Origin of the sequence: Micromonospora sp. LOL_025, from assembly GCF_048060285.1 — a bacterium.
Lineage (GTDB): Bacteria > Actinomycetota > Actinomycetes > Mycobacteriales > Micromonosporaceae > Micromonospora.
Genome location: NZ_JBHMIR010000037.1, coordinates 18,312 through 35,793, shown reverse-complemented (window position 1 = coordinate 35,793; position 17,482 = coordinate 18,312). Strand labels below are relative to the sequence as shown.

Below are 17,482 nucleotides of genomic sequence, written 5' to 3'. Positions count from 1 at the left end.
CCCGGGCGGGAGGTCACCGCCTGCCGCGCCGGTCAGGCGAGCAGCGGCCACGCCCCGGCACCGACGGCCACGCCGAGGGCCACCCCGACGACCACCTGGGGCAGGGTGTGCGCGCGCAACTCCAGCCGCGACCAGCCGAGCGCGAGCACCACGGCGAGGCCGCCCGCCGCCCACGGCCCCCACAGCGCGATCAGGAACAGCGCGGTCGCCGCGGCGACGGAGGAGTGGATGGAGACCTGCCACCACACGGTCACCACCATGGAGGGCACCAGTGTGGCCGCCGTCAGCAGGAACAGCGCGGCGACGGGCCCGGCATCCATCGCCGCCAGGAGGCCGGCGCCGGCGAGGACGCACGCGAGGGACACGGCCAGGGGTAGGTGACGCTGCCGTCGGACCTGGGTGATGTGGTGGTCGGTGAGGCCGCCGCGGCGTACGGCCGTGAGGATCCACGCCATCGGCAGTACGCCGCCGAACAGCAGGGCCGTGGCGCCGGCCAGCACTGCGCGCGGCGGGGTCGTCGCGGTCTCCACGGCGACCACGACGCCGGTGACGGCCAGCAGGATGGGCGGCGAGAGCACCTCGGACAGTGCCCGGGCGACGAGGCGGGCCCTCGTGGGCTCGGGCCCGGCGGCCCGGGGTGCGGTGGGCGCCGCGGTCACCGTGCGGCCGCCGTCTCCGTGCTACTGGCCCGCGGGGTCGCCGTGGCGTGGCGGCGGTATGCCGTGGCGACCAGGTCGAGCCACCTGATCTCGTCGGCCAGCGTGGTCGCGTCGGCCAGGTCGAGGACGGCGGGGGTGGCGGGCCGGCGGCCGGTGCGTACGGCGTCGAGGGCGTCCCTGATGCACGCCGCGGCGATCTCGGCCCGGGCCTCGTCCCCGGTCAGGCCGGCCCTGGCCGCGCTGGCTTCGGCGGTGGCTTGCACGGCCGGATCGTAGTAGGCGGCGAGACGCAGCATCCCGTCGGGGATCTCGATGGCGCGACGTTCCACGAGTTTCGCCAGCCGGCCCGGCCGAAGGCCCGGCCGGGCAGGAGGCACCGGGCCGAACAGGATCTCGGGTTCGACGTCGTAGAGGGGCCGCCACAGCTGGTAGAGGTTGCGGTAGGTGCGGCGCAGGCCGATCCCGGTCCAGCCCGCTCTCAGGGCGGGCAGCCAGGACGGCAACGTGAGCCCGATGACCATGATGAGGGCGCCGGGCGTGGCCAGCAGCGGCGACACCAGGTCTTCGCGATCGAGCCACGCCAGCGGCCCGGGCATCGTGACACCGAGGGCCGACCAGGCGACGTACGCGGCCTTGTAGACGGCGTAGGCGCAGCCGAGGCTCGCGCCGATCGCGGTGAAGCGCATGCCGGTACGGAGAGGGCCCGCGGGCAGGAACTTCGCGGTGCGGTGGGACAGCCGGGCGATCTCGAAGATGGCGCTGCCGAACGTCAGCAGGTAGACCATGAGGTAGAGCCGCACGATCGGCTCGTCGCCGTAGTGGATGGTCCAGTCGACGCGGTCCTCGTCGACGGGCGCCGCCACGAACAGGACCGCCATGGTGGCGCCGGCGGCGATGTAGGCGATGAGCCTGCGGCGGGCTCTCGGTGTCGCCTCCTCGGCGGGGTACGCCACGTACAGTCGCATGACCGTGATGGCCACGCTGAACGCGATCATGCCGAGGTGGGTGGTGACCCGCAGCAGGTTCGGGATGCCGATGGCGTGGTTGACGGGCGTGTAGACGACCGGCGCCGCCGTCGCGATCGAGACGCCGAGGACGAACAGGCCCGAGACCAGCGCCTGCAAGCTCGGGTTGTGTGGGTCCGAGCGCAGGCCACGCGCCCTGTACACGGCTGCGACGATCGACGCCGACGCGGCGACGATCATCACGACGCTGACGAGCATGACGTTGCCTCCGGTGCTAGTGGTGCTCGAGCGTCCTGCTCAGTCGGTCCGCGATCGCCTGCTGGTCCCGCGTCAGCCGGTTGCCCTGTTCCTGCTCGGCCGTGGACTGGCGTTCCCGTACGCGCTCCAGCAGCAGCTCGGCGAAGATCTCGGCCCTGCGCTCCACGCGGTTGCCGTAGCCCCGCCGCCCCAGCAGGGCCTTGACGAGCTCGGGCGGGATGTCGGGGAACAGCGAGCGGGCGTACTCCGGGTCGATGACCGAGCCCTCGTCGGAGGCGTGCTCGTCGGGGCTCGGCTCCAGGTCGAACAGCATGTGGGCGATCTCGTGGGCGAGGACGTGATCGCGGTGGTAGGGGTTGGTGCGCGCGGGGACGACGAGGGTGTCGACGGCGCCGACGGCCAGGTACAGACCGCAGGGCGCGCCGGGGTCGGTCTCGACGGTGCGGATGACGATGGTGCGCCCGCGTGCCTGCCCGAGCCGGCGAAGGAACTCCTCCGCCTCCCACGGGACGGGGATCAGGGCCTCGATCTCGGTGAGCCGTTCCGCGCACTCGGCCCGCAGGACGTCATCCATCGTGGACGGGTCCGTCGGGCCCCTCGTCCGCCGCCATCACCTCGGCGACGCGGAGCACCGCGTCAACCTCGTTCTCCGACAGCCGCCCCGCCGCCTGGATGAGGCGGGTGAGGGCGCGGCGACCGCGGTCGGTGAACTGGGTACCGCGCGCGCCGATCCGGGTGACTCCGACCTGCGCCATGGTCAGCAGCAGCTCGACCTGGTCGGCGAGCGCCGGGTTGTCCGCCACGAGCGCGCGCAGCTGGGCCTCGACGTCGCTGTCGCTCGCCGGGGTCGCGAGGAAGTAGGTGGCCGGTACGTCGAAGGCGCGGGCGATCGCCTCCACCAGGTTGAGCCGAGGTTCCGGGCCTTTCCCGTGGCGGAGATTGGACATATGGGCCTCGGTGACCGTGGCCAGGCCCGAGCCGTTGATCAACTGGACGACCCGCGCGTTGGTGTACGGCCTGCCGGTGGCGTCGCGTCGCTCGTCGTACAGCCGGTTGAGTCTCTCCCGGAAGTCGGGGCGGGGGGTCTGCGGCCCGTCAGGCGTCGGCATCGGCCACCTTTCGTCATCGCCCGGTAGCTTAACAGCGATGAAGAAGACCTGGCGGTACCGTAACTACTGTTGACATATCTTGCTGGCGTGACCCTAAGATCACTCGCCGCTGCAAGTTCACGGGGGCTTGCAGCGGCCCGTACCGCCCGTCCGGGCGCGTCGCGCGCACCGGCCTGGGCCGGTGCGGTCAGGAGCTCGGGTTCCCGGGCGCCGGAGTGGTGGCGGCGGGGCGGCGGGGCGGCACGCAGCACACCGTGGGGCAGGTGTCCCACATGGGCAGCTCGCCGAGGCGGCGGCGCAGGCCGATCCCGTCCGGGTCGGTCCGCTCCCGGACCAGCTCGCGGACCATCGCCACGAACCGGGGGTCGGTGCCGGGCGTGCCCGCCCGGACGAAGTCCAGCCCGAGCTGCCGGGCCGTGTCCCGCGCCTCGGTGTCCAGGTCCCACACCACCTCCAGGTGGTCGGAGACGAACCCGATCGGGCTGACCACCACGGCGGTGGTGCCGGCCTCGGCCAGCGTACGCAGGTGGTCGTTGACGTCCGGCTCCAGCCACGGCACCTGCGGCGGGCCGGAGCGGCTCTGCCAGACCAGGTCCCAGGGCAGGTCGGGGGCGGCCGCGGCGTGGACCAGCCGGGCGACCTCGGCGAGCTGCGCCTCGTACCGGCCGCCGTGCGGGCCGGCGTTCGCGGCCATCGAGTTCGGCACCGAGTGCGCGGTGAACACCAGCCGGGTGCCGTCCCGCCTGGTCGGGTCGAGCCGGCCGAGCGCCGCCCGCACCGCGTCGGCGTGCGGCTCGACGAAGCCGGGGTGGTCCCAGAACTGGCGGAGCTTGTCGATCAGCGGGGCGTCGGGGCCGACCGCCGCGCGGGCGGCGGCGACGTCCTCCTGGTACTGCCGGCAGGAGGAGTAGCCGCCGAAGGCGCTGGTCACGAACGCCAGGGCGTGGGTGACACCGTCGTCGCGCATCTGCGCCACGGTGTCGGCGAGCATCGGGTCCCAGTTCCGGTTGCCCCAGTAGACGGGCAGGTCGACGCCGTTGGCGGCGAAGTCCTCCCGGACCGCCGCGAGCAGCTCCCGGCACTGCTGGTTGATCGGCGAGACGCCGCCGAAGTGCTGGTAGTGCTCGGCGACCTCCGCCAGCCGCTCCGGCGGCACGCCCCGCCCCCGGGTCACGTTCTGCAGGAAGGGCATCACGTCCTCGGGCCGTTCCGGTCCGCCGAAGGACACCAGGACCACCGCGTCGTACGCCATGGCCCCATTCTCCCCGGTCGCCGTGCCCGCCGGGCGGGCCCCCCTGATGCCGCCCGTCCGCGACGGCGCGCGGTGGGCGATCGGAGGGGCCCCTACCCCTCAGGCGCCGATGGCGTGGTAACCGCCGTCGACGTGCACGATCTCGCCGGTGGTGGCCGGGAACCAGTCGGACAGCAGCGCCAGGCAGGCCCGCGCGGCCGGCTCCTGGTCGGTGAGGCTCCAACCCAGCGGGGCGCGCTCGGCCCAGGCCTGTTCGAACTGGTCGAAGCCGGGAATCGACTTGGCGGCGATGGTGCGCAGCGGCCCGGCGGCGACCAGGTTGCTGCGGATGCCCTGCTTGCCCAGGTGCAGCGCCAGGTAGCGGGAGGCGGACTCCAGCCCGGCCTTGGCCACGCCCATCCAGTCGTAGACGGGCCACGCCTTCGTGGCGTCGAAGGTCAGGCCGACCACCGCGCCGCCGGCGGACATCAGCGGCAGTGCCGCCATGGCCAGGGACTTGTAGGAGTACGTGGAGACGTGCAGCGCGGTCGCCACGTCCTCCCAGGGGGCGTCGAGGAAGCCGCCGCCGAGGCAGCTCTGCGGGGCGAAGCCGATCGAGTGCACCACCCCGTCCAGGCCGTCGACGTGCTCGCGCACGCGGTCGCCGAGCCCGGCGAGGTGGTCGGCGTCGGTCACGTCCAGCTCGATCACCGGGGCCGGCTCCGGCAGTCGCCGGGCGATCCGCTCCACCAGGGAGAGCCGGCCGTAGCCGGTGAGCACGACCTGCGCCCCGTTCTCCTGGGCGAGCTTCGCCACCGAGAAGGCGATCGAGGCGTCGGTGATGACGCCGGTGACCAGCAGCCGCTTACCGGCGAGCAGTCCGGACATGCAGGGATACCTCCGTAGTTCTCAGTGACCGCTTGTCAGTGGCCGGTGCCGCTTGTCAGTGGCCCATGCCGAGGCCGCCGTCGACCGGGATGACGGCGCCGGAGACGTAGCCGGCGGCGTCGCCGGCCAGCCAGGCGACCACGCCCGCGATCTCGTCCGGCTGGGCGAACCGGTTGGCGGGGATGGCCTTGCGGTACTCGGTCCTGCGGTCCTCGGGCAGGCCCGCGGTCATGTCGGTCTCCACGTAGCCGGGGGCGACCACGTTCGCCGTGATGTTGCGGCTGCCCAGCTCGCGGGTGATCGAGCGGGCCACGCCCACCAGGCCGGCCTTGCTCGCCGCGTAGTTGACCTGGCCGGGGCCGCCGTAGAGGCCGACCACCGAGGAGATGAAGATCATCCGGCCCCACTTCGCGCGCAGCATCTTGCCCGAGGCGCGCTTGGCGCACCGGAACGCGCCCGTCAGGTTGGTGTCCAGCACGCGGGTGAACTGCTCCTCCGACATGCGCAGCAGCAGCGTGTCGTCGGTGATCCCGGCGTTGGCGACGAGCACCTCCACCGGCCCCAGCTCGGCCTCGACCGCGCTGAACGCCGCGTCGACCGACGCGGAGTCGGTCACGTCGCAGCGGACCCCGAACAGCCCCTCGGGGGCATCGCCGCTGCGGTGGGTCACCGCCACCCGGTCGCCCTGCTTCGCGAAGGCCTGCGCGATGGCCAGGCCGATCCCCCGGTTGCCGCCGGTCACCAGGACGGTACGGGCCACGGTTCCCCCTGTAGTTCAGTGATCTCCGGTCGGTCGGAGCCTAGGCGTTACCGGCAGGTAAGCGCTAACGGCGGGCACGTCCGGGCCGGCGCGGCGTCGCCCGGCGCCGGCCCGCGCCCCGCCCCGCCGGCCGCGCGGCGGGCCGGCCGGACGAGGCCCGTCCGGCCGCTCGGCCGAGTGCGGCGACGACGACCGGCGGGTGTACGATGATCCGCGTTTGCGGGCCGTGCGGTCCGCTTCCGGGCCCCGCCGACCGCAGGAGGTGATCGCTGTGCGAGATAGCGATCCTCCCAGTCGTGGCCGGGCCGAACGTCAGCCCCGCTGAGCCACGACTCAGCAGGTGAGCTGACCCAGCTCCGCTCCCCGCCTCCGCCCGGTCACCGGCCCCGCGCCGGACGACCGCGCCGCGCCGCCCGTCGCCCGGGCGGTCGCCGGGAGCCGCCCGGTCACGACTTCGTGTGCGCGTCCTGATCCACCCCCTGCGGTCCGCCCCCGCACGCGCGGACCGTCCAGCCGCCACCCGGAGCCGTCCATGAGCCGCTACGTCGCCCCGCTGGGCTTCACCCTCGCCGCCGTCTGGGTGGCCGTCGTCTTCGTCCTGGCCGGCGGCGGCGCGCACTGACCGCCGCCGGCCCCGTCTCGCGGGTCAGAGCATCCGCGAGGACCACAGCAGGTTGAGAGCGCCGGCGCAGAGCGCCAGCAGCAGGGCCACCCCCGCGTACCACTGGGTGACCTCGCGGGGTTCCGTGCGGAACCCGATCGAGCTGCCCATGTCCTGGTAGACCTGCTTCAGCTCGGTCACCGACGCCGCCTCGTAGAAGTAGCCCTCGGTGGCCTCGGCCAGGTCGGCCAGGGCCAGCCGGTCCACCGGCACCCGTTGCAGCTGACCGCCGATGTCCACCTGCCCCGAGTCGGTGCCGAAGGCGATGGTCGAGACCGGCACGTTCGCCGCCTGCGCGGCCGCGGCCGCCTCCTCCACCGACCGGCCCGAGGTCCGGTACCCGTCGGAGAGCAGCACGATGCGGGCCGGCGGGATCCCCGCCGCGCCGTCGGCCGGCACCGACCGGATCGCCTCCAGGCAGGTGAAGACCGCCTCCCCCGTCGCCGTCGCCTCCGCCAGCACCAGCCCGTCGATCGCGCTGGTCACCGCGTCGCGGTCCTTGCCGGGTGGCACCAGCACGTTCGCCGACTTGGCGAACGAGACCAGCCCCAGGTTGTAGCTCTCCGGCAGCTCCCCGACGAACTGCTTGGCCGCCTCCTGCGCCGCCTCCAGCCGGTTCGGCGCCACGTCGTCGGCCTGCATGGACAGCGACACGTCGATGGCGAGCATCACGGTGGCCCGCTCCAGCGGCTCCCGGGTGTCGACCGACGGCCGGGCCAGCGCGGTCGCCAGCACCAGCAGGCAGAGCAGGAACGCCGTGGCGGGCACGTGCCGCCGCCAGCCCAGCCCCTTCGGCGCCAGGGTGCGCAGCAGGTCCACGTTGGTGAACCGCATCGCGTACGCCCGGCGGTGCAGCTGCCGCCAGACGTAGAGCGCGGCGAGGGCGAGCACCGGCAGCACGGCCAGCAGCCACCACGGTTGCAGAAAGCGGATCATCGTGTCGTCCCCCTGGTGCGGGCGTGCCGCTGCGCGGCCACGAAACGCACCATGTCGAGCAGCCAGTCTCGGTCCGTACGCAGTCGCAGGTGGGCCGCGCCCGCGCCGCGCAGCGCCGCGGAGATCTCCGCCCGCTGGGCGGCCGCCGCCTCGGCGTAGCGGTGGCGCAGCCGCGGGTCGGCGGTCTGCACCTCGTGCAGCTCGCCGGTCTCCGGGTCGACCACCGGCAGCACCCCGACGTCGGGCAGCTCCAGCTCCCGGGGATCGACCACCTCGATCGCCACCACGTCGTGCCGGACGCGCAGCTTACGCAGCGGCCGGGCCCACCGGTCCGGCGGGGCGAGGAAGTCGGAGATGACCACCGCCACGCCCCGCCGCCGGGGCGGCCGGTTCAGCATGTCGACAAGCGTGCCCAGGTCGCTGCGCCCGGGGCGGATCTCGGTGCCGGCGATCGCCCGCAGCAGCGCGTGGGCCTCCTTGCGCCCGGAGCGCGCGGGCAGCCGGGTGTAGACGTCCGGGTTGGCGACCGGCGGCGCGGCGCGCCACCGGCGGGCCGGCGCGCTCACGCCGCCGCCGCTGCCGATCACCGCGCCGATCCGGTTGCCGCCCCGGACGGTCAGGTGGGCCAGCGCCGCCGCGGCGGCCACCACCACGTCGCGCTTGAGCCACCGGCCGGTGCCGAAGTCCAGGCTCGCCGAGAGGTCCACCGCCAGCCACGTCTCCAGCTCCCGGTCGGCCACCGTACGCCGGACGTGCGGCATCGTCGTGCGGGCGGTGACCGGCCAGTCCATCCGGCGCACGTCGTCGCCGGGGCGGTACTCCCGGGACTCCCCCGCCTCGCTGCCCGGTCCGGGCAGCAGGCCGGCGTAGTCGCCCTGGAGCAGGCCGTCGAGTTTGCGGGTGACCATCAGTTGCAGCCGCGACAGGACGGCTTCGGTGCGGTCGGAGGGGACGTCGGCAGGCCGACGGGCGGGTGAGGTCACGGGCGCTGCCCGGGCCAACCGGCGCCCGGCGGCGCGGTGGTCGGCGTGGGGCTGGCCTGCTGCCGGGGCGCGACCGAGGGCAACGGGATGGTGGACATCACCCGCTGCACCACGTGGTCGGCGGGCACGTCGTCGGCGAGCGCGTCGTAGCTGAGCACGAGCCGGTGGCGCAGGATGTCCGGCGCGATGTCCTGCACGTCCTGCGGCAGGGCGTAGTCCCGGCCGCGCAGCAGCGCCAGCGCGCGGGTGGCCCGGACCAGGCCGAGCGAGGCGCGGGGGCTGGCCCCGTACTGGATGAGCTGGGCGACGTCCGGCATCCCGTGCTCCGCCGGGGCACGGGTGGCCAGCACCAGCCGGACCGCGTAGTCGACCAGGGCGTTGTGCACGAAGACCTGGTCCGCCTTGCGTTGCAGGGCGATCAGGTCGGGGGTGGTGAAGACCGGCGCCGGCTGCGGCGGGGCGACCCCCATCCGGTAGACGATCTCCCGCTCCTCGGCGTCGGTCGGGTAGCCGACGACGATCTTCATGAGGAAGCGGTCCCGCTGGGCCTCGGGCAGCGGGTAGACCCCTTCCTGCTCGATCGGGTTCTGCGTCGCCATCACCAGGAACGGGTCGGGCACCCGGTGGGTCTCGCCGCCGATGGAGACCTGCCGCTCGCTCATCACCTCCAGCAGCGCCGACTGCACCTTGGCCGGCGCCCGGTTGATCTCGTCGGCGAGCAGGAAGTTGACGAACACCGGGCCCAGCTCGACGTCGAACTTCTCGCTCGACTGCCGGTAGATGCGGGTGCCCATGATGTCGGCGGGCACCAGGTCGGGGGTGAACTGCACCCGGGCGAAGGAGCCGCCGACCACCCTCGCGAGGGTCTCCACCGCGAGGGTCTTCGCCACCCCCGGCACGCCCTCCAGCAGGCAGTGGCCCCGCGCGAGCAACGCGACGAACATCCGCTCCACCATCCGGTCCTGCCCGACGATCACCCGCTTGATCTCGAACAGCGCCCGCTCGAGCAGGGTCGCGTCCTCGGCCGGCGTGGTCACCGGCTCGGGTGTCTCCGGGCCCGTCCCGTTCGGCGTCGGGGCGTCGGGCGTGGTCGGCTGGGCCACCGGTCCTCCACAGCATGATCGGTTGTCGCGCGGCGTGGTGCGTATCAAGACTCGCATGCCCGGCTGAGTGCCGAGGTGGGGAGAAGCCGATTCTCGCCGCCCCGTCCCCGATGCCGTGTCCCGGGTCCGCCACGCCGTCGCGCGACACGGAATCGCCGCTCACGGGTGGACAGGGACGGGCCCGGCGCGTGTACCATTCACCCGTCGCCGGGCGGCTCCCCCCGTGGCCGCCCGGCGCTCACACCTCCGGTGCCGCCGCCCTAGACTGGCCCGGATGAGCAGCCCCCTCCCCGCCGACGAGCCGCTGGTCTGCTCGTCCCGCGGCTGTCGTGCCCCCGCCCACTGGGCGCTGAGGTGGAACAATCCCCGGCTGCACGACCCCGACCGGCGCAAGACCTGGCTCGCGTGCGCCGCGCACCGCGACACCCTCGGTGACTTCCTCGACGCCCGTGGCTTCCTCCGGGAGGTCGTACCGGCGCCCGGATCGCCTACGCTCGAAGGGTGAGCGCGCACAACGGATCTCCCCGGTGAGCGGTGACGGGTCCGCCGGCCCGCCGCCGGCGCCACCCCTTCCGCCGGCGGGCCCCCTGGAGCCGTGGCCGGACACCGTCCGCTGGCAGTCGATCTCGGCCGACCTGATCTGGGTGGAGCTGATCCGCCTGGCGATGGTGCTGGTCGTCCTCGCCCTCGGGCTGGGCGTCGGCTGGGCGGTCAGCGGCAGCGGTTTCCTCGGCGCGGCACTCGGCGTGGTGCTGCTGTTCGGCGTCCTGCGGGCCGTGACGATCGTCCGCGCCGTACGGGCCTGGGGCTACGCGGAGCGAGAGGACGACCTGCTGGTCCGGCACGGGCTGCTGGTGCGTCGGCTCTCCATCGTGCCGTACTCGCGGATGCAGTTCGTCGACGTCAGCGCGGGGCCGCTGGAGCGCGCGTTCAAGCTCGCCACCGTGCAGTTGCACACGGCCGCGGCGGCGAGCGACGCCCGGGTGCCCGGGCTGCGCCCGGCGGAGGCGTCCCGGCTGCGCGACCGGCTCACCGCGCTGGGCGAGGACCGGGCGGAGGGCCTGTGAGCGACCCGGCCGCCCGGGGCACGGACCGCCCCGGGCCGATGCCGGCGGAGCCCGGTGCCCCACCGGAGCCGACCGGGCACCTCGCGCAGCCCAACATGCCGCCGGAGCACGCCGGGCACCTAGCGGAAGCCGGCGTGCCGCCGGAGCCGGCCGGGCACGTCGCGGCGGCGGGGCCTGCCGGGCCGGCGGGGGGTGCCGAGCCGCGACAGCGGCTGCACCCGCTCAGCCCCGCCCTGCACGGCGCCAAGTCCCTGGTCGTGGTGATCGCCGGCCTGTCGTGGTCGACGCTGTCGCGGGTCGGCTTCGGCTGGTTCGCCCTGATGGCGGTGGTGCTGGCCCTGGGCGCCACGGTGCTGGCCGTGGTGAGCTGGTACTACACCGGCTACCACGTGGTGGGCCGCGAGCTGCGGGTGTACGAGGGGCTCCTCTGGCGGCGTACCCGGGCGATCCCGCTGGAGCGGCTCCAGGCCGTCGAGGTGGTCCGCCCGCTGCTCGCCCAGCTCACCGGCCTGGCCGAGCTGCGGCTTGAGGTGGTGGGTGGGGGCAAGACGGAGGCGCCGCTGGCCTACCTGAGCGTCGCCGAGGCGACCGCGCTGCGCCAGCGGCTGCTCGCGATCGCCGGGCGGGTCGCGGCCGAGACGAGCGCGCCGCCGCCCGGGGCGACCGCGGGTCCGCCGGGCACGCCGGGCACGCCGGCGCCACCGCCCGGCCGGCCGCTGCACGCCGTGCGCAACAACGACCTGCTGGTCAGCCAGCTGCTGACCCCGCAGGCGTTCATGATCCCGTTCGGCGTCGCGTTCGTGGTGGCGCAGTTCCTCTCCGAGGACTCCTGGTCGTTCATCGCGGTGGCGAGCACCCTCACCGCCATGGCCGGGGTGCTGCTGCAACCGGTGCGGCGGGTGCTCGACGACTGGAACTTCCGGCTCGGCCGGGACGAGGGCACGCTGCGGGTCCGCAACGGGCTGCTGGAGACCCGCGCGCAGACCGTGCCGCTGGACCGGGTGCAGGCCGTCGGGGTGACCTGGCCGCTGCTGTGGCGGGTCCGGGGCTGGCTGCGGCTGCGCCTGGAGGTGGCCGGCTACTCCGCCGGCGAGGCCGACGAGCGCAACCGGCCGGACCGCCTGCTCCCCGTCGGTGACCTGGCGACCGGCGAGGCGATCGTGGCCGAGGTGCTGCCCGGGGTGCGGCTGGCCGCGCTGCCGCTGAGCCCGCCGCCGACGCGGGCACGCTGGCTCAACCCGTTGAGCCGGGGCGTGCTCGGCGCCGGGCTCGACGCCCGGGTCTTCGCCGTCCGCTCCGGCCTGCTCACCCGGCAGCTGGCGCTCGTGCCGTACGCCCGGATCCAGAGCGTGCGGGTGGTGCAGGGGCCGGCGCAGCGGCGGCTTCGGCTGGCCACGGTGCACGCCGACACCGCCGGCGGCGCCGGCGCGGCCGCCCGGGACCGGGACGTCGCCGAGGCGTGGGCCCTGGCGGCGGAGCTGACGGCCCGCGCGCACGCCGCCCGCCGGGCGGGCTGAGCCCGCCCGGACCGGTCAGCGGGCCGCCGTCACCGGCGGCGGCCCGGCCGACGCCGGCGGATCGGTCGGCGCGGCGTCGGACTCCTCCGCCGGGGCCCGGCGCGCCCGGCGGGCCGCCCACCAGCGCTCGGCCAGGCCGACCGCGAGGAAGGTCATCCCGACGTACGCCCAGCCGACCAGCACGTCGATGACGTAGTGCTCGCCCGAGTAGACCAGGGTGAACGTCATCGCCAGCGGGTACGCCAGCAGCAGCGGCCACCAGCGGCGGCGGGTCTGCCGCAGGAAGAACAGCACCACGAACAGCGCGAACGCGGTGTGCAGCGAGGGCATCGCGGCCACCGGGTTGGAGGCGATCTGCCCGGCGTTGAGCAGGTTGCCGGCGCCGTGCATGCCGAACGCCTTCCACCCGCGCGTGGAGATCCGGGCGACCTCCTCCAGCAGCCCGTTCTGCGCCGCCCACCAGGGCGGGGCGGCCGGGTAGAGGAAGTAGGTGATCAGACCGGTCGCGCACAGGAAGCCCCAGCGGCGCATGAAGGCCGCCCACCGCCCCCGGTCCCGCAGCCAGAGCACCGCCGCGGCGGCCAGCGCCACCACGAAGTGGGAGAAGTAGACCCAGCTGACGGCGACGTCCCACCAGTGCACCTCGGGCCGGTAGAGGTGCTCCTGGAGCCAGGTCGTCGGCACCTGCCCGCCCGTCGCCCAGCCGAACATCACCCGGTCGGCGACGATCAGCTCGTACGCGTGCGGGGTGGCGCCGTTGTCGGCGAAGCCCCGGGACAGGTTGTAGACGGCCAGCAGCAGCACCACCGGCACCCAGTCCCGCGCGAAGCGCAGGTGGCTGCGCCACGGCCGGCTGCTGTTCCAGGCGACCGTCGCCGCCCAGATCCACAGGAACGCGTACGCCGGGTCGGTCGGCAGGCCGATGCCGAGCCAGCCGGCGACGAAGGCGACCCCCCACACCGTCATCGCGACCACACGGCGACGCCCGCCGTCGGGCGAGGCGGGCGGCTCGGTCCGGGCGGGGGGCTGGGGGTCGGTCGCGACAGACATCGCGGTCAAGGTTAACGGCGCGGACGGCATCGACCGACGCCGACCACCGGTCCCTCGCCGGCCGCCCGCCGCCCGGTGCCGTCTCGTCTAGGCTCTGACCATGCAGGAGCAGCCGGAGCCCGCGCTGACCCCGGGCCTGACCGCCCGGGTGGAGCTGACCGTCACCGACACCGACACCGCCGAGGCGGTCGGCTCGGGGGACGTGCCCGTCCTGGGCACGCCCCGCGTGCTCGCCCTCGCCGAGGCGGCCACGGTGGCGGCCACCGCCGACCGGATGCCCGGCGGGTCGACGACCGTCGGCACCCGGGTCGAGCTCGACCACCGGGCCGCCACCCCCGTGGGGCGCACGGTGGTGGCGCAGGCGCGGCTGGCCGCGGTCGACGGGCGGCGGCTGCACTTCGAGGTGAGCGTCAGCGACGGCGACGAGACCGTCGCCGAGGGCCGGGTGGAGCGGGTGCTGGTCGACCGGCAGCGCTTCGTGGAACGCGCCGCGCGGTCGTCGTGACCGCCCGCTTCGTGGCGGTCGCCGACGGGGTGCACGTGCTGCGCGAGCCGTTGCTGCACGTCAACGTCACCCTCGTCGTCGGCGACGGGGCCGCGCTGCTGGTCGACACGCTCTCCACCGCCGGGCAGGCCGCCGCGCTGGCCGACGCGGCCCGGGCGGTCACCACCGCCCCGTGGACGGTGGTGAACACCCACCACCACTTCGACCACTGCTTCGGCAACGCCACCCTCGCCGCCGACCCGCCCCGCCCGGTCTACGCGCACGAAATCGCCGCCGAGGCGATGCGCGAGCCGGACCGGCTGCTCCGGGAGGCGTACGAGGAGCTGCGCGACGAGCATCCCGCGCTGGCCGAGGAGGTGGCCGGGACCGCGCTGCTGGCGCCGACGCACACCGTGCACGGCGAGGCCGTGCTCGACGTGGGCGGCCGACGGGTGGTGCTGCGCCACCCCGGTCGGGGGCACACCGCCGGCGACCTGGTGGTGCACGTGCCGGACGCCGACGTGCTGGTCGCCGGGGACCTGGTGGAGCAGAGCGGGCCGCCCGCCTTCGAGGAGTCGTACCCGTTGCAGTGGCCCGACACGGTGGCGGAGCTGCTGCGGATGACCACCCCGGCCACCGTGGTGGTGCCGGGGCACGGCGATCCGGTGGACGCCGAGTTCGTCCGCGCCCAGCACGCCCAGCTCGTCGAGCTTGCCTGGCTCATCCGCGCCGGGCACACCGGCGGCGCACCGCCCGAGCGGGTCGCCGCCGAGGCGCCCTTCGGCGCCCGTCCCGCCCTGTACGCCGCCCGCCGCGGCTACGCCGAACTCGACGGCACCGCCTGACGCGCGTGGTCGCGGCGGGGGCGGGTCAGCGGGCGAAGCGGGCGAGGACCTCGGCGCGGGTGGGCATGGCCGTCGCGCCGCCCGGCGACTCGCAGACCAGGCCGGCGACCCGCAGCGCGAACGCCACCCGCCCGGGCCAGGCCGCCGGGTCGGCGGGCTCGCCGTCGACCAGCAGGTCCGCGATGAGCGCGCCCATCACCGCGTCGCCGGCGCCGGTGGCGTCGACCGCGTCGACCTTCGGCGCGGGTACGCGTACCGGATCGGCACCGGCGGCGGCGAGCACCGCGCCGGCGGCGCCGAGGGTGACCACCACGGTGCCGGCGCCGAGTTCCCGCAGGTACGCGGCCACGCCCTCCTCGGGTTCGCCGGGGTAGAGCAGCTTCGCGTCGGCGGCGCTCAGCTTGACGAGGTGGGCGCCGGCGGCGAACTCGGCCACCACCTCGCGCAGCCCGGCCAGGGCGGCCGGCCCGTCGAGCAGCCGGGGGCGCACGTTCGGGTCGAAGACCCGCAGCCCGGAGGCGAGCCCCCAGGCCCGGCGCGCGGCGGCCAGCACCGGTGGCTGGAGCAGCACGATCGACCCGCAGTAGACGACGCCGGCGCCCCCGACCAGCTCGGCGTCGAGGTCGTCGGGGCCGAGCAGGCCGTAGGAGGGCGGCTCGCCGTAGAACCGGAAGTCGGGTTCGGGACCGGCGAAGGTGGCCACCGCCAGCGCGGTCGGCGCGGGGACGGTGACCGCCCCGGCCAGGCCGACGCCCGCACGGGTCAGGAAGCCGCGGATCCGCCCGGCCAGGAGGTCGTCGCCGAGCGACCCGACGAACTGCACCGCGCCGCCGAGCCGGGCGACGGCGACCGCGACGTTCAGCGGCCCGCCCCCGACGGCCTGCCGGTAGACCGGCTCGCCGTCGCGCTCGCTGTCGAGCAGGTCGACCAGTGCCTCGCCGAGCACCACCGCGTATCCCATTCCGGTCCTCCGTCCACGGCGCGCGCCGACCGATCTTGTCGCACCAGGCTGGCACAGTACGGGCCGTGACGAGCGCTGAAGCCACCGTATTGGCCTACTGGGCGGCGTGCGAGGCGCGGGACTGGGCGGCCTTCGGCCGGCTGCTCGCCGACGACGTCGTCTACCACCTGCCGCAGACCCGCGAGCGGATCACCGGCCGCTCCGCGGTGGTGCGGTTCAACCGGGAGTACCCCGACGGCTGGCACCTCACGGTGATCCGGTCGGTCGGCGCGGGCCGGCACGCCGCGACCTGGATCACCTGCGCCCACGAGGGCGCGCAGCTCGGGGCCACCAGCTTCTTCGACCTCGACGAGGCCGGTCTGGTCCGTGAGGTCACCGAGTTCTGGCCCGAGCCCTACGAGCCGCCGGCCGGCCGCGAGCACCTCGCCGAGCGTTACTGACACATCGAGCAACGGCTATTGCGTGCCGTCGTCGTCCGTGGTGGGATGGCGCTTGCCGGGCGGTGCGGGGGCTGCCGCGCCGCCGGCGCCGGGTTCACATCCACGCGAGGGCACCGGCCCGCCAGTCGGGCCGCCGACGGCGCACGTACGCCGGCCATCCGCGCCGGGCACGTCCGCCGCGACCGTCTTACCCGCGTCGCAGCGGGGCGGCCGGAGCCGCCCCCGCGCGTTGCCCGTGGGACGCCCGCGTCCCGCGAGTGAGGAGTACCCGTGTCCCACCGATCGCGTACGGCCGCGTTGCTCACCGCGGCCGCGACCCTTCTCGCGGGTGCCGTCGTCCTGACGGCGGGGCCTGACCCCGCCGCCGCGCACGGCACCCCGATGGCCCCCGGCAGCCGCACCTACCTCTGCTGGAAGGACGGCCTCACCAGCACCGGCGAGATCAAGCCGAACAACCCCGCCTGCTCCGCCGCCGTGGCCCAGAGCGGGGCCAACTCGCTCTACAACTGGTTCAGCGTGCTGCGCTCCGACGCCGGCGGCCGGACCGTCGGCTTCATCCCGGACGGCAAGCTGTGCAGCGGCGGCAACCCGGGCTTCGCCGGCTACGACCTGGCCCGCACCGACTGGCCGCTGACCCACCTGACGGCCGGGGCCCGGATGGATTTCCGCTACAGCAACTGGGCCCACCACCCGGGCACGTTCTACTTCTACGTCACGAAGGACGGCTGGAGCCCGGACCGGCCGCTGGCCTGGAGCGACCTGGAGGAGCCGTTCCTGACGGTGACCAACCCGCCGCAGCGCGGCTCGAGCGGCACCAACGACGGGCACTACTACTTCAGCGGCAACCTGCCCACCAACAAGAGCGGCCGGCACCTCATCTACTCCCGGTGGGTCCGCTCCGACAGCCAGGAGAACTTCTTCGGCTGCTCGGACGTCACCTTCGACGGCGGCAACGGCGAGGTCACCGGCGTCGGGCCGGGCGGCACGCCGCCGCCGAACCCGACGACCCCGCCGCCCAACCCGAGCACGCCGCCGCCCAACCCGACGACCCCGCCGCCGAACCCGACCACGCCGCCGCCGCACAGCGGTGACTGCATGGCGGTCTTCAAGGTGACCGGCTCCTGGTCGGGCGGCTTCCAGGGCGAGGTCATGATCATGAACCACAGCGCGTCGACCTGGTCGGGGTGGACCGCCAACTGGACGTGGCCCAGCGGACAGACCATCAACAGCCTGTGGAGCGGCACGCTGAGCGGATCCGGCTCCTCGGTCACCGTGACCAACGCGCCGTACAACGGCACGATAGCCCCGGAGGGCACCACGACCTTCGGTTTCGTCGCCACCACCAACGGCACCAACACCCTGCCCACGGTCACCTGTTCCGGCCGCTGACACGCTGCCCACCCGGGTCCGGGTCCCGGTCCCGGTCCCGGTCCCGGTCCCCTGAGATGATCAAGAGGTTTGCGTCCTCCGGAACACCTCCGGGGACGCAAACCTCTTGATCGACGGCGAGACCGCCGGCCGGGGCCGGGCCCAGGGGATTGGGGCCCGGGGCCGGGCGGGGGCCG

General features: G+C 74.7%; 19 protein-coding genes. 7 read left to right on the top strand and 12 right to left on the bottom strand.

The window, feature by feature from the left end:
* Positions 1-32: 32 nt before the first annotated feature.
* From ACFHW0_RS28365 to ACFHW0_RS28320, 10 genes are all read right to left on the bottom strand, one after another.
* Positions 33-659 carry a hypothetical protein gene (locus ACFHW0_RS28365; RefSeq protein ID WP_416612519.1) on the bottom strand — a complete coding sequence of 209 codons (627 nt, stop codon included), beginning with the start codon at positions 657-659 and terminating at the stop codon, positions 33-35.
* On the bottom strand, positions 656-1,882 hold the full coding sequence (locus ACFHW0_RS28360) for an MAB_1171c family putative transporter (RefSeq protein WP_416612517.1): 1,227 nt from the start codon (positions 1,880-1,882) through the stop codon (positions 656-658). The genes ACFHW0_RS28365 and ACFHW0_RS28360 overlap by 4 nt, the downstream gene beginning before the upstream one ends.
* Positions 1,883-1,898: 16 nt before the next feature.
* The gene (locus tag ACFHW0_RS28355; RefSeq protein WP_416612515.1) at positions 1,899-2,456 is read right to left on the bottom strand and encodes a hypothetical protein; all 558 of its coding nucleotides are present in this window, start codon (positions 2,454-2,456) and stop codon (positions 1,899-1,901) included.
* Positions 2,449-2,991 (bottom strand): hypothetical protein, encoded by a 543-nt coding sequence (locus ACFHW0_RS28350; RefSeq protein ID WP_416612513.1) that lies wholly within the window; start codon positions 2,989-2,991, stop codon positions 2,449-2,451. Before ACFHW0_RS28350 ends, ACFHW0_RS28355 begins: the two co-directional genes overlap by 8 nt.
* A gap of 187 nt (positions 2,992-3,178) precedes the next feature.
* Positions 3,179-4,243 carry a ferrochelatase gene (locus tag ACFHW0_RS28345; RefSeq protein ID WP_416612511.1) on the bottom strand — a complete coding sequence of 355 codons (1,065 nt, stop codon included), beginning with the start codon at positions 4,241-4,243 and terminating at the stop codon, positions 3,179-3,181.
* A gap of 99 nt (positions 4,244-4,342) precedes the next feature.
* The gene (gene fabI, locus ACFHW0_RS28340; protein WP_366642687.1) at positions 4,343-5,110 is read right to left on the bottom strand and encodes an enoyl-ACP reductase FabI; all 768 of its coding nucleotides are present in this window, start codon (positions 5,108-5,110) and stop codon (positions 4,343-4,345) included.
* A 55-nt stretch (positions 5,111-5,165) separates the two neighbouring features.
* The gene (fabG, locus tag ACFHW0_RS28335) at positions 5,166-5,870 is read right to left on the bottom strand and encodes a 3-oxoacyl-ACP reductase FabG (protein WP_416612510.1); all 705 of its coding nucleotides are present in this window, start codon (positions 5,868-5,870) and stop codon (positions 5,166-5,168) included.
* 646 nt (positions 5,871-6,516) lie between these two features.
* The gene (locus tag ACFHW0_RS28330) at positions 6,517-7,467 is read right to left on the bottom strand and encodes a VWA domain-containing protein (RefSeq protein ID WP_121400748.1); all 951 of its coding nucleotides are present in this window, start codon (positions 7,465-7,467) and stop codon (positions 6,517-6,519) included.
* On the bottom strand, positions 7,464-8,468 hold the full coding sequence (locus ACFHW0_RS28325) for a DUF58 domain-containing protein (protein WP_416612507.1): 1,005 nt from the start codon (positions 8,466-8,468) through the stop codon (positions 7,464-7,466). Before ACFHW0_RS28325 ends, ACFHW0_RS28330 begins: the two co-directional genes overlap by 4 nt.
* Positions 8,447-9,553, bottom strand: a complete 1,107-nt coding sequence (locus tag ACFHW0_RS28320) for an AAA family ATPase (RefSeq protein WP_416612505.1) — start codon at positions 9,551-9,553, stop codon at positions 8,447-8,449. The genes ACFHW0_RS28325 and ACFHW0_RS28320 overlap by 22 nt, the downstream gene beginning before the upstream one ends.
* Positions 9,554-9,827: 274 nt before the next feature.
* On the opposite strand from ACFHW0_RS28320, the gene ACFHW0_RS28315 reads away from it, so the two are divergent.
* The 3 genes from ACFHW0_RS28315 to ACFHW0_RS28305 are packed head-to-tail and all read left to right on the top strand — an operon-like array spanning position 9,828 to position 12,137.
* Positions 9,828-10,058: a hypothetical protein gene (locus ACFHW0_RS28315; protein WP_416612503.1), complete on the top strand. Its 231-nt coding sequence runs from the start codon at positions 9,828-9,830 to the stop codon at positions 10,056-10,058.
* Positions 10,059-10,080: 22 nt separating this feature from the next.
* Entirely contained in the window at positions 10,081-10,620 is a 540-nt protein-coding gene (locus tag ACFHW0_RS28310; RefSeq protein ID WP_416612501.1) for a PH domain-containing protein, read from the top strand.
* The gene (locus ACFHW0_RS28305) at positions 10,617-12,137 is read left to right on the top strand and encodes a PH domain-containing protein (protein ID WP_416612499.1); all 1,521 of its coding nucleotides are present in this window, start codon (positions 10,617-10,619) and stop codon (positions 12,135-12,137) included. Before ACFHW0_RS28310 ends, ACFHW0_RS28305 begins: the two co-directional genes overlap by 4 nt.
* A gap of 15 nt (positions 12,138-12,152) precedes the next feature.
* Here ACFHW0_RS28305 and ACFHW0_RS28300 read toward each other — a convergent pair whose 3' ends face one another.
* A complete protein-coding gene (locus ACFHW0_RS28300) occupies positions 12,153-13,187 on the bottom strand; it encodes a phosphatase PAP2 family protein (protein WP_416612497.1) in 1,035 nt (344 codons plus the stop codon).
* A gap of 94 nt (positions 13,188-13,281) precedes the next feature.
* Here ACFHW0_RS28300 and ACFHW0_RS28295 point away from each other — a divergent pair, with 94 nt between their 5' ends.
* Together ACFHW0_RS28295 and ACFHW0_RS28290 are read left to right on the top strand one after the other, a co-directional pair.
* Positions 13,282-13,692, top strand: a complete 411-nt coding sequence (locus ACFHW0_RS28295) for a thioesterase family protein (RefSeq protein ID WP_416612541.1) — start codon at positions 13,282-13,284, stop codon at positions 13,690-13,692.
* Positions 13,689-14,516 carry an MBL fold metallo-hydrolase gene (locus ACFHW0_RS28290; RefSeq protein ID WP_416612495.1) on the top strand — a complete coding sequence of 276 codons (828 nt, stop codon included), beginning with the start codon at positions 13,689-13,691 and terminating at the stop codon, positions 14,514-14,516. The genes ACFHW0_RS28295 and ACFHW0_RS28290 overlap by 4 nt, the downstream gene beginning before the upstream one ends.
* Before the next feature lie 25 nt (positions 14,517-14,541).
* Here ACFHW0_RS28290 and ACFHW0_RS28285 read toward each other — a convergent pair whose 3' ends face one another.
* The gene (locus tag ACFHW0_RS28285) at positions 14,542-15,477 is read right to left on the bottom strand and encodes a PfkB family carbohydrate kinase (protein WP_416612493.1); all 936 of its coding nucleotides are present in this window, start codon (positions 15,475-15,477) and stop codon (positions 14,542-14,544) included.
* Positions 15,478-15,542: 65 nt separating this feature from the next.
* Between ACFHW0_RS28285 and ACFHW0_RS28280 the strand changes: the two genes are divergently transcribed.
* The gene (locus ACFHW0_RS28280; RefSeq protein WP_416612491.1) at positions 15,543-15,917 is read left to right on the top strand and encodes a nuclear transport factor 2 family protein; all 375 of its coding nucleotides are present in this window, start codon (positions 15,543-15,545) and stop codon (positions 15,915-15,917) included.
* 270 nt (positions 15,918-16,187) lie between these two features.
* Positions 16,188-17,306 (top strand): lytic polysaccharide monooxygenase, encoded by a 1,119-nt coding sequence (locus ACFHW0_RS28275; protein ID WP_416612490.1) that lies wholly within the window; start codon positions 16,188-16,190, stop codon positions 17,304-17,306.
* Positions 17,307-17,482 lie beyond the last annotated feature (176 nt).

What these genes read in the sequence shown, in the direction of transcription:
- ACFHW0_RS28360 (WP_416612517.1), bottom strand. Translation starts at nt 1,882, where the DNA reads ATGCTCGTCAGCGTCGTGATGATCGTCGCCGCGTCGGCGTCGATCGTC.
- ACFHW0_RS28355 (WP_416612515.1), bottom strand. Translation starts at nt 2,456, where the DNA reads ATGGATGACGTCCTGCGGGCCGAGTGCGCGGAACGGCTCACCGAGATC.
- ACFHW0_RS28350 (WP_416612513.1), bottom strand. Translation starts at nt 2,991, where the DNA reads ATGCCGACGCCTGACGGGCCGCAGACCCCCCGCCCCGACTTCCGGGAG.
- ACFHW0_RS28345 (WP_416612511.1), bottom strand. Translation starts at nt 4,243, where the DNA reads ATGGCGTACGACGCGGTGGTCCTGGTGTCCTTCGGCGGACCGGAACGG.
- fabI (WP_366642687.1), bottom strand. Translation starts at nt 5,110, where the DNA reads ATGTCCGGACTGCTCGCCGGTAAGCGGCTGCTGGTCACCGGCGTCATC.
- ACFHW0_RS28330 (WP_121400748.1), bottom strand. Translation starts at nt 7,467, where the DNA reads ATGATCCGCTTTCTGCAACCGTGGTGGCTGCTGGCCGTGCTGCCGGTG.
- ACFHW0_RS28315 (WP_416612503.1), top strand. Translation starts at nt 9,828, where the DNA reads ATGAGCAGCCCCCTCCCCGCCGACGAGCCGCTGGTCTGCTCGTCCCGC.
- ACFHW0_RS28300 (WP_416612497.1), bottom strand. Translation starts at nt 13,187, where the DNA reads ATGTCTGTCGCGACCGACCCCCAGCCCCCCGCCCGGACCGAGCCGCCC.
- ACFHW0_RS28285 (WP_416612493.1), bottom strand. Translation starts at nt 15,477, where the DNA reads ATGGGATACGCGGTGGTGCTCGGCGAGGCACTGGTCGACCTGCTCGAC.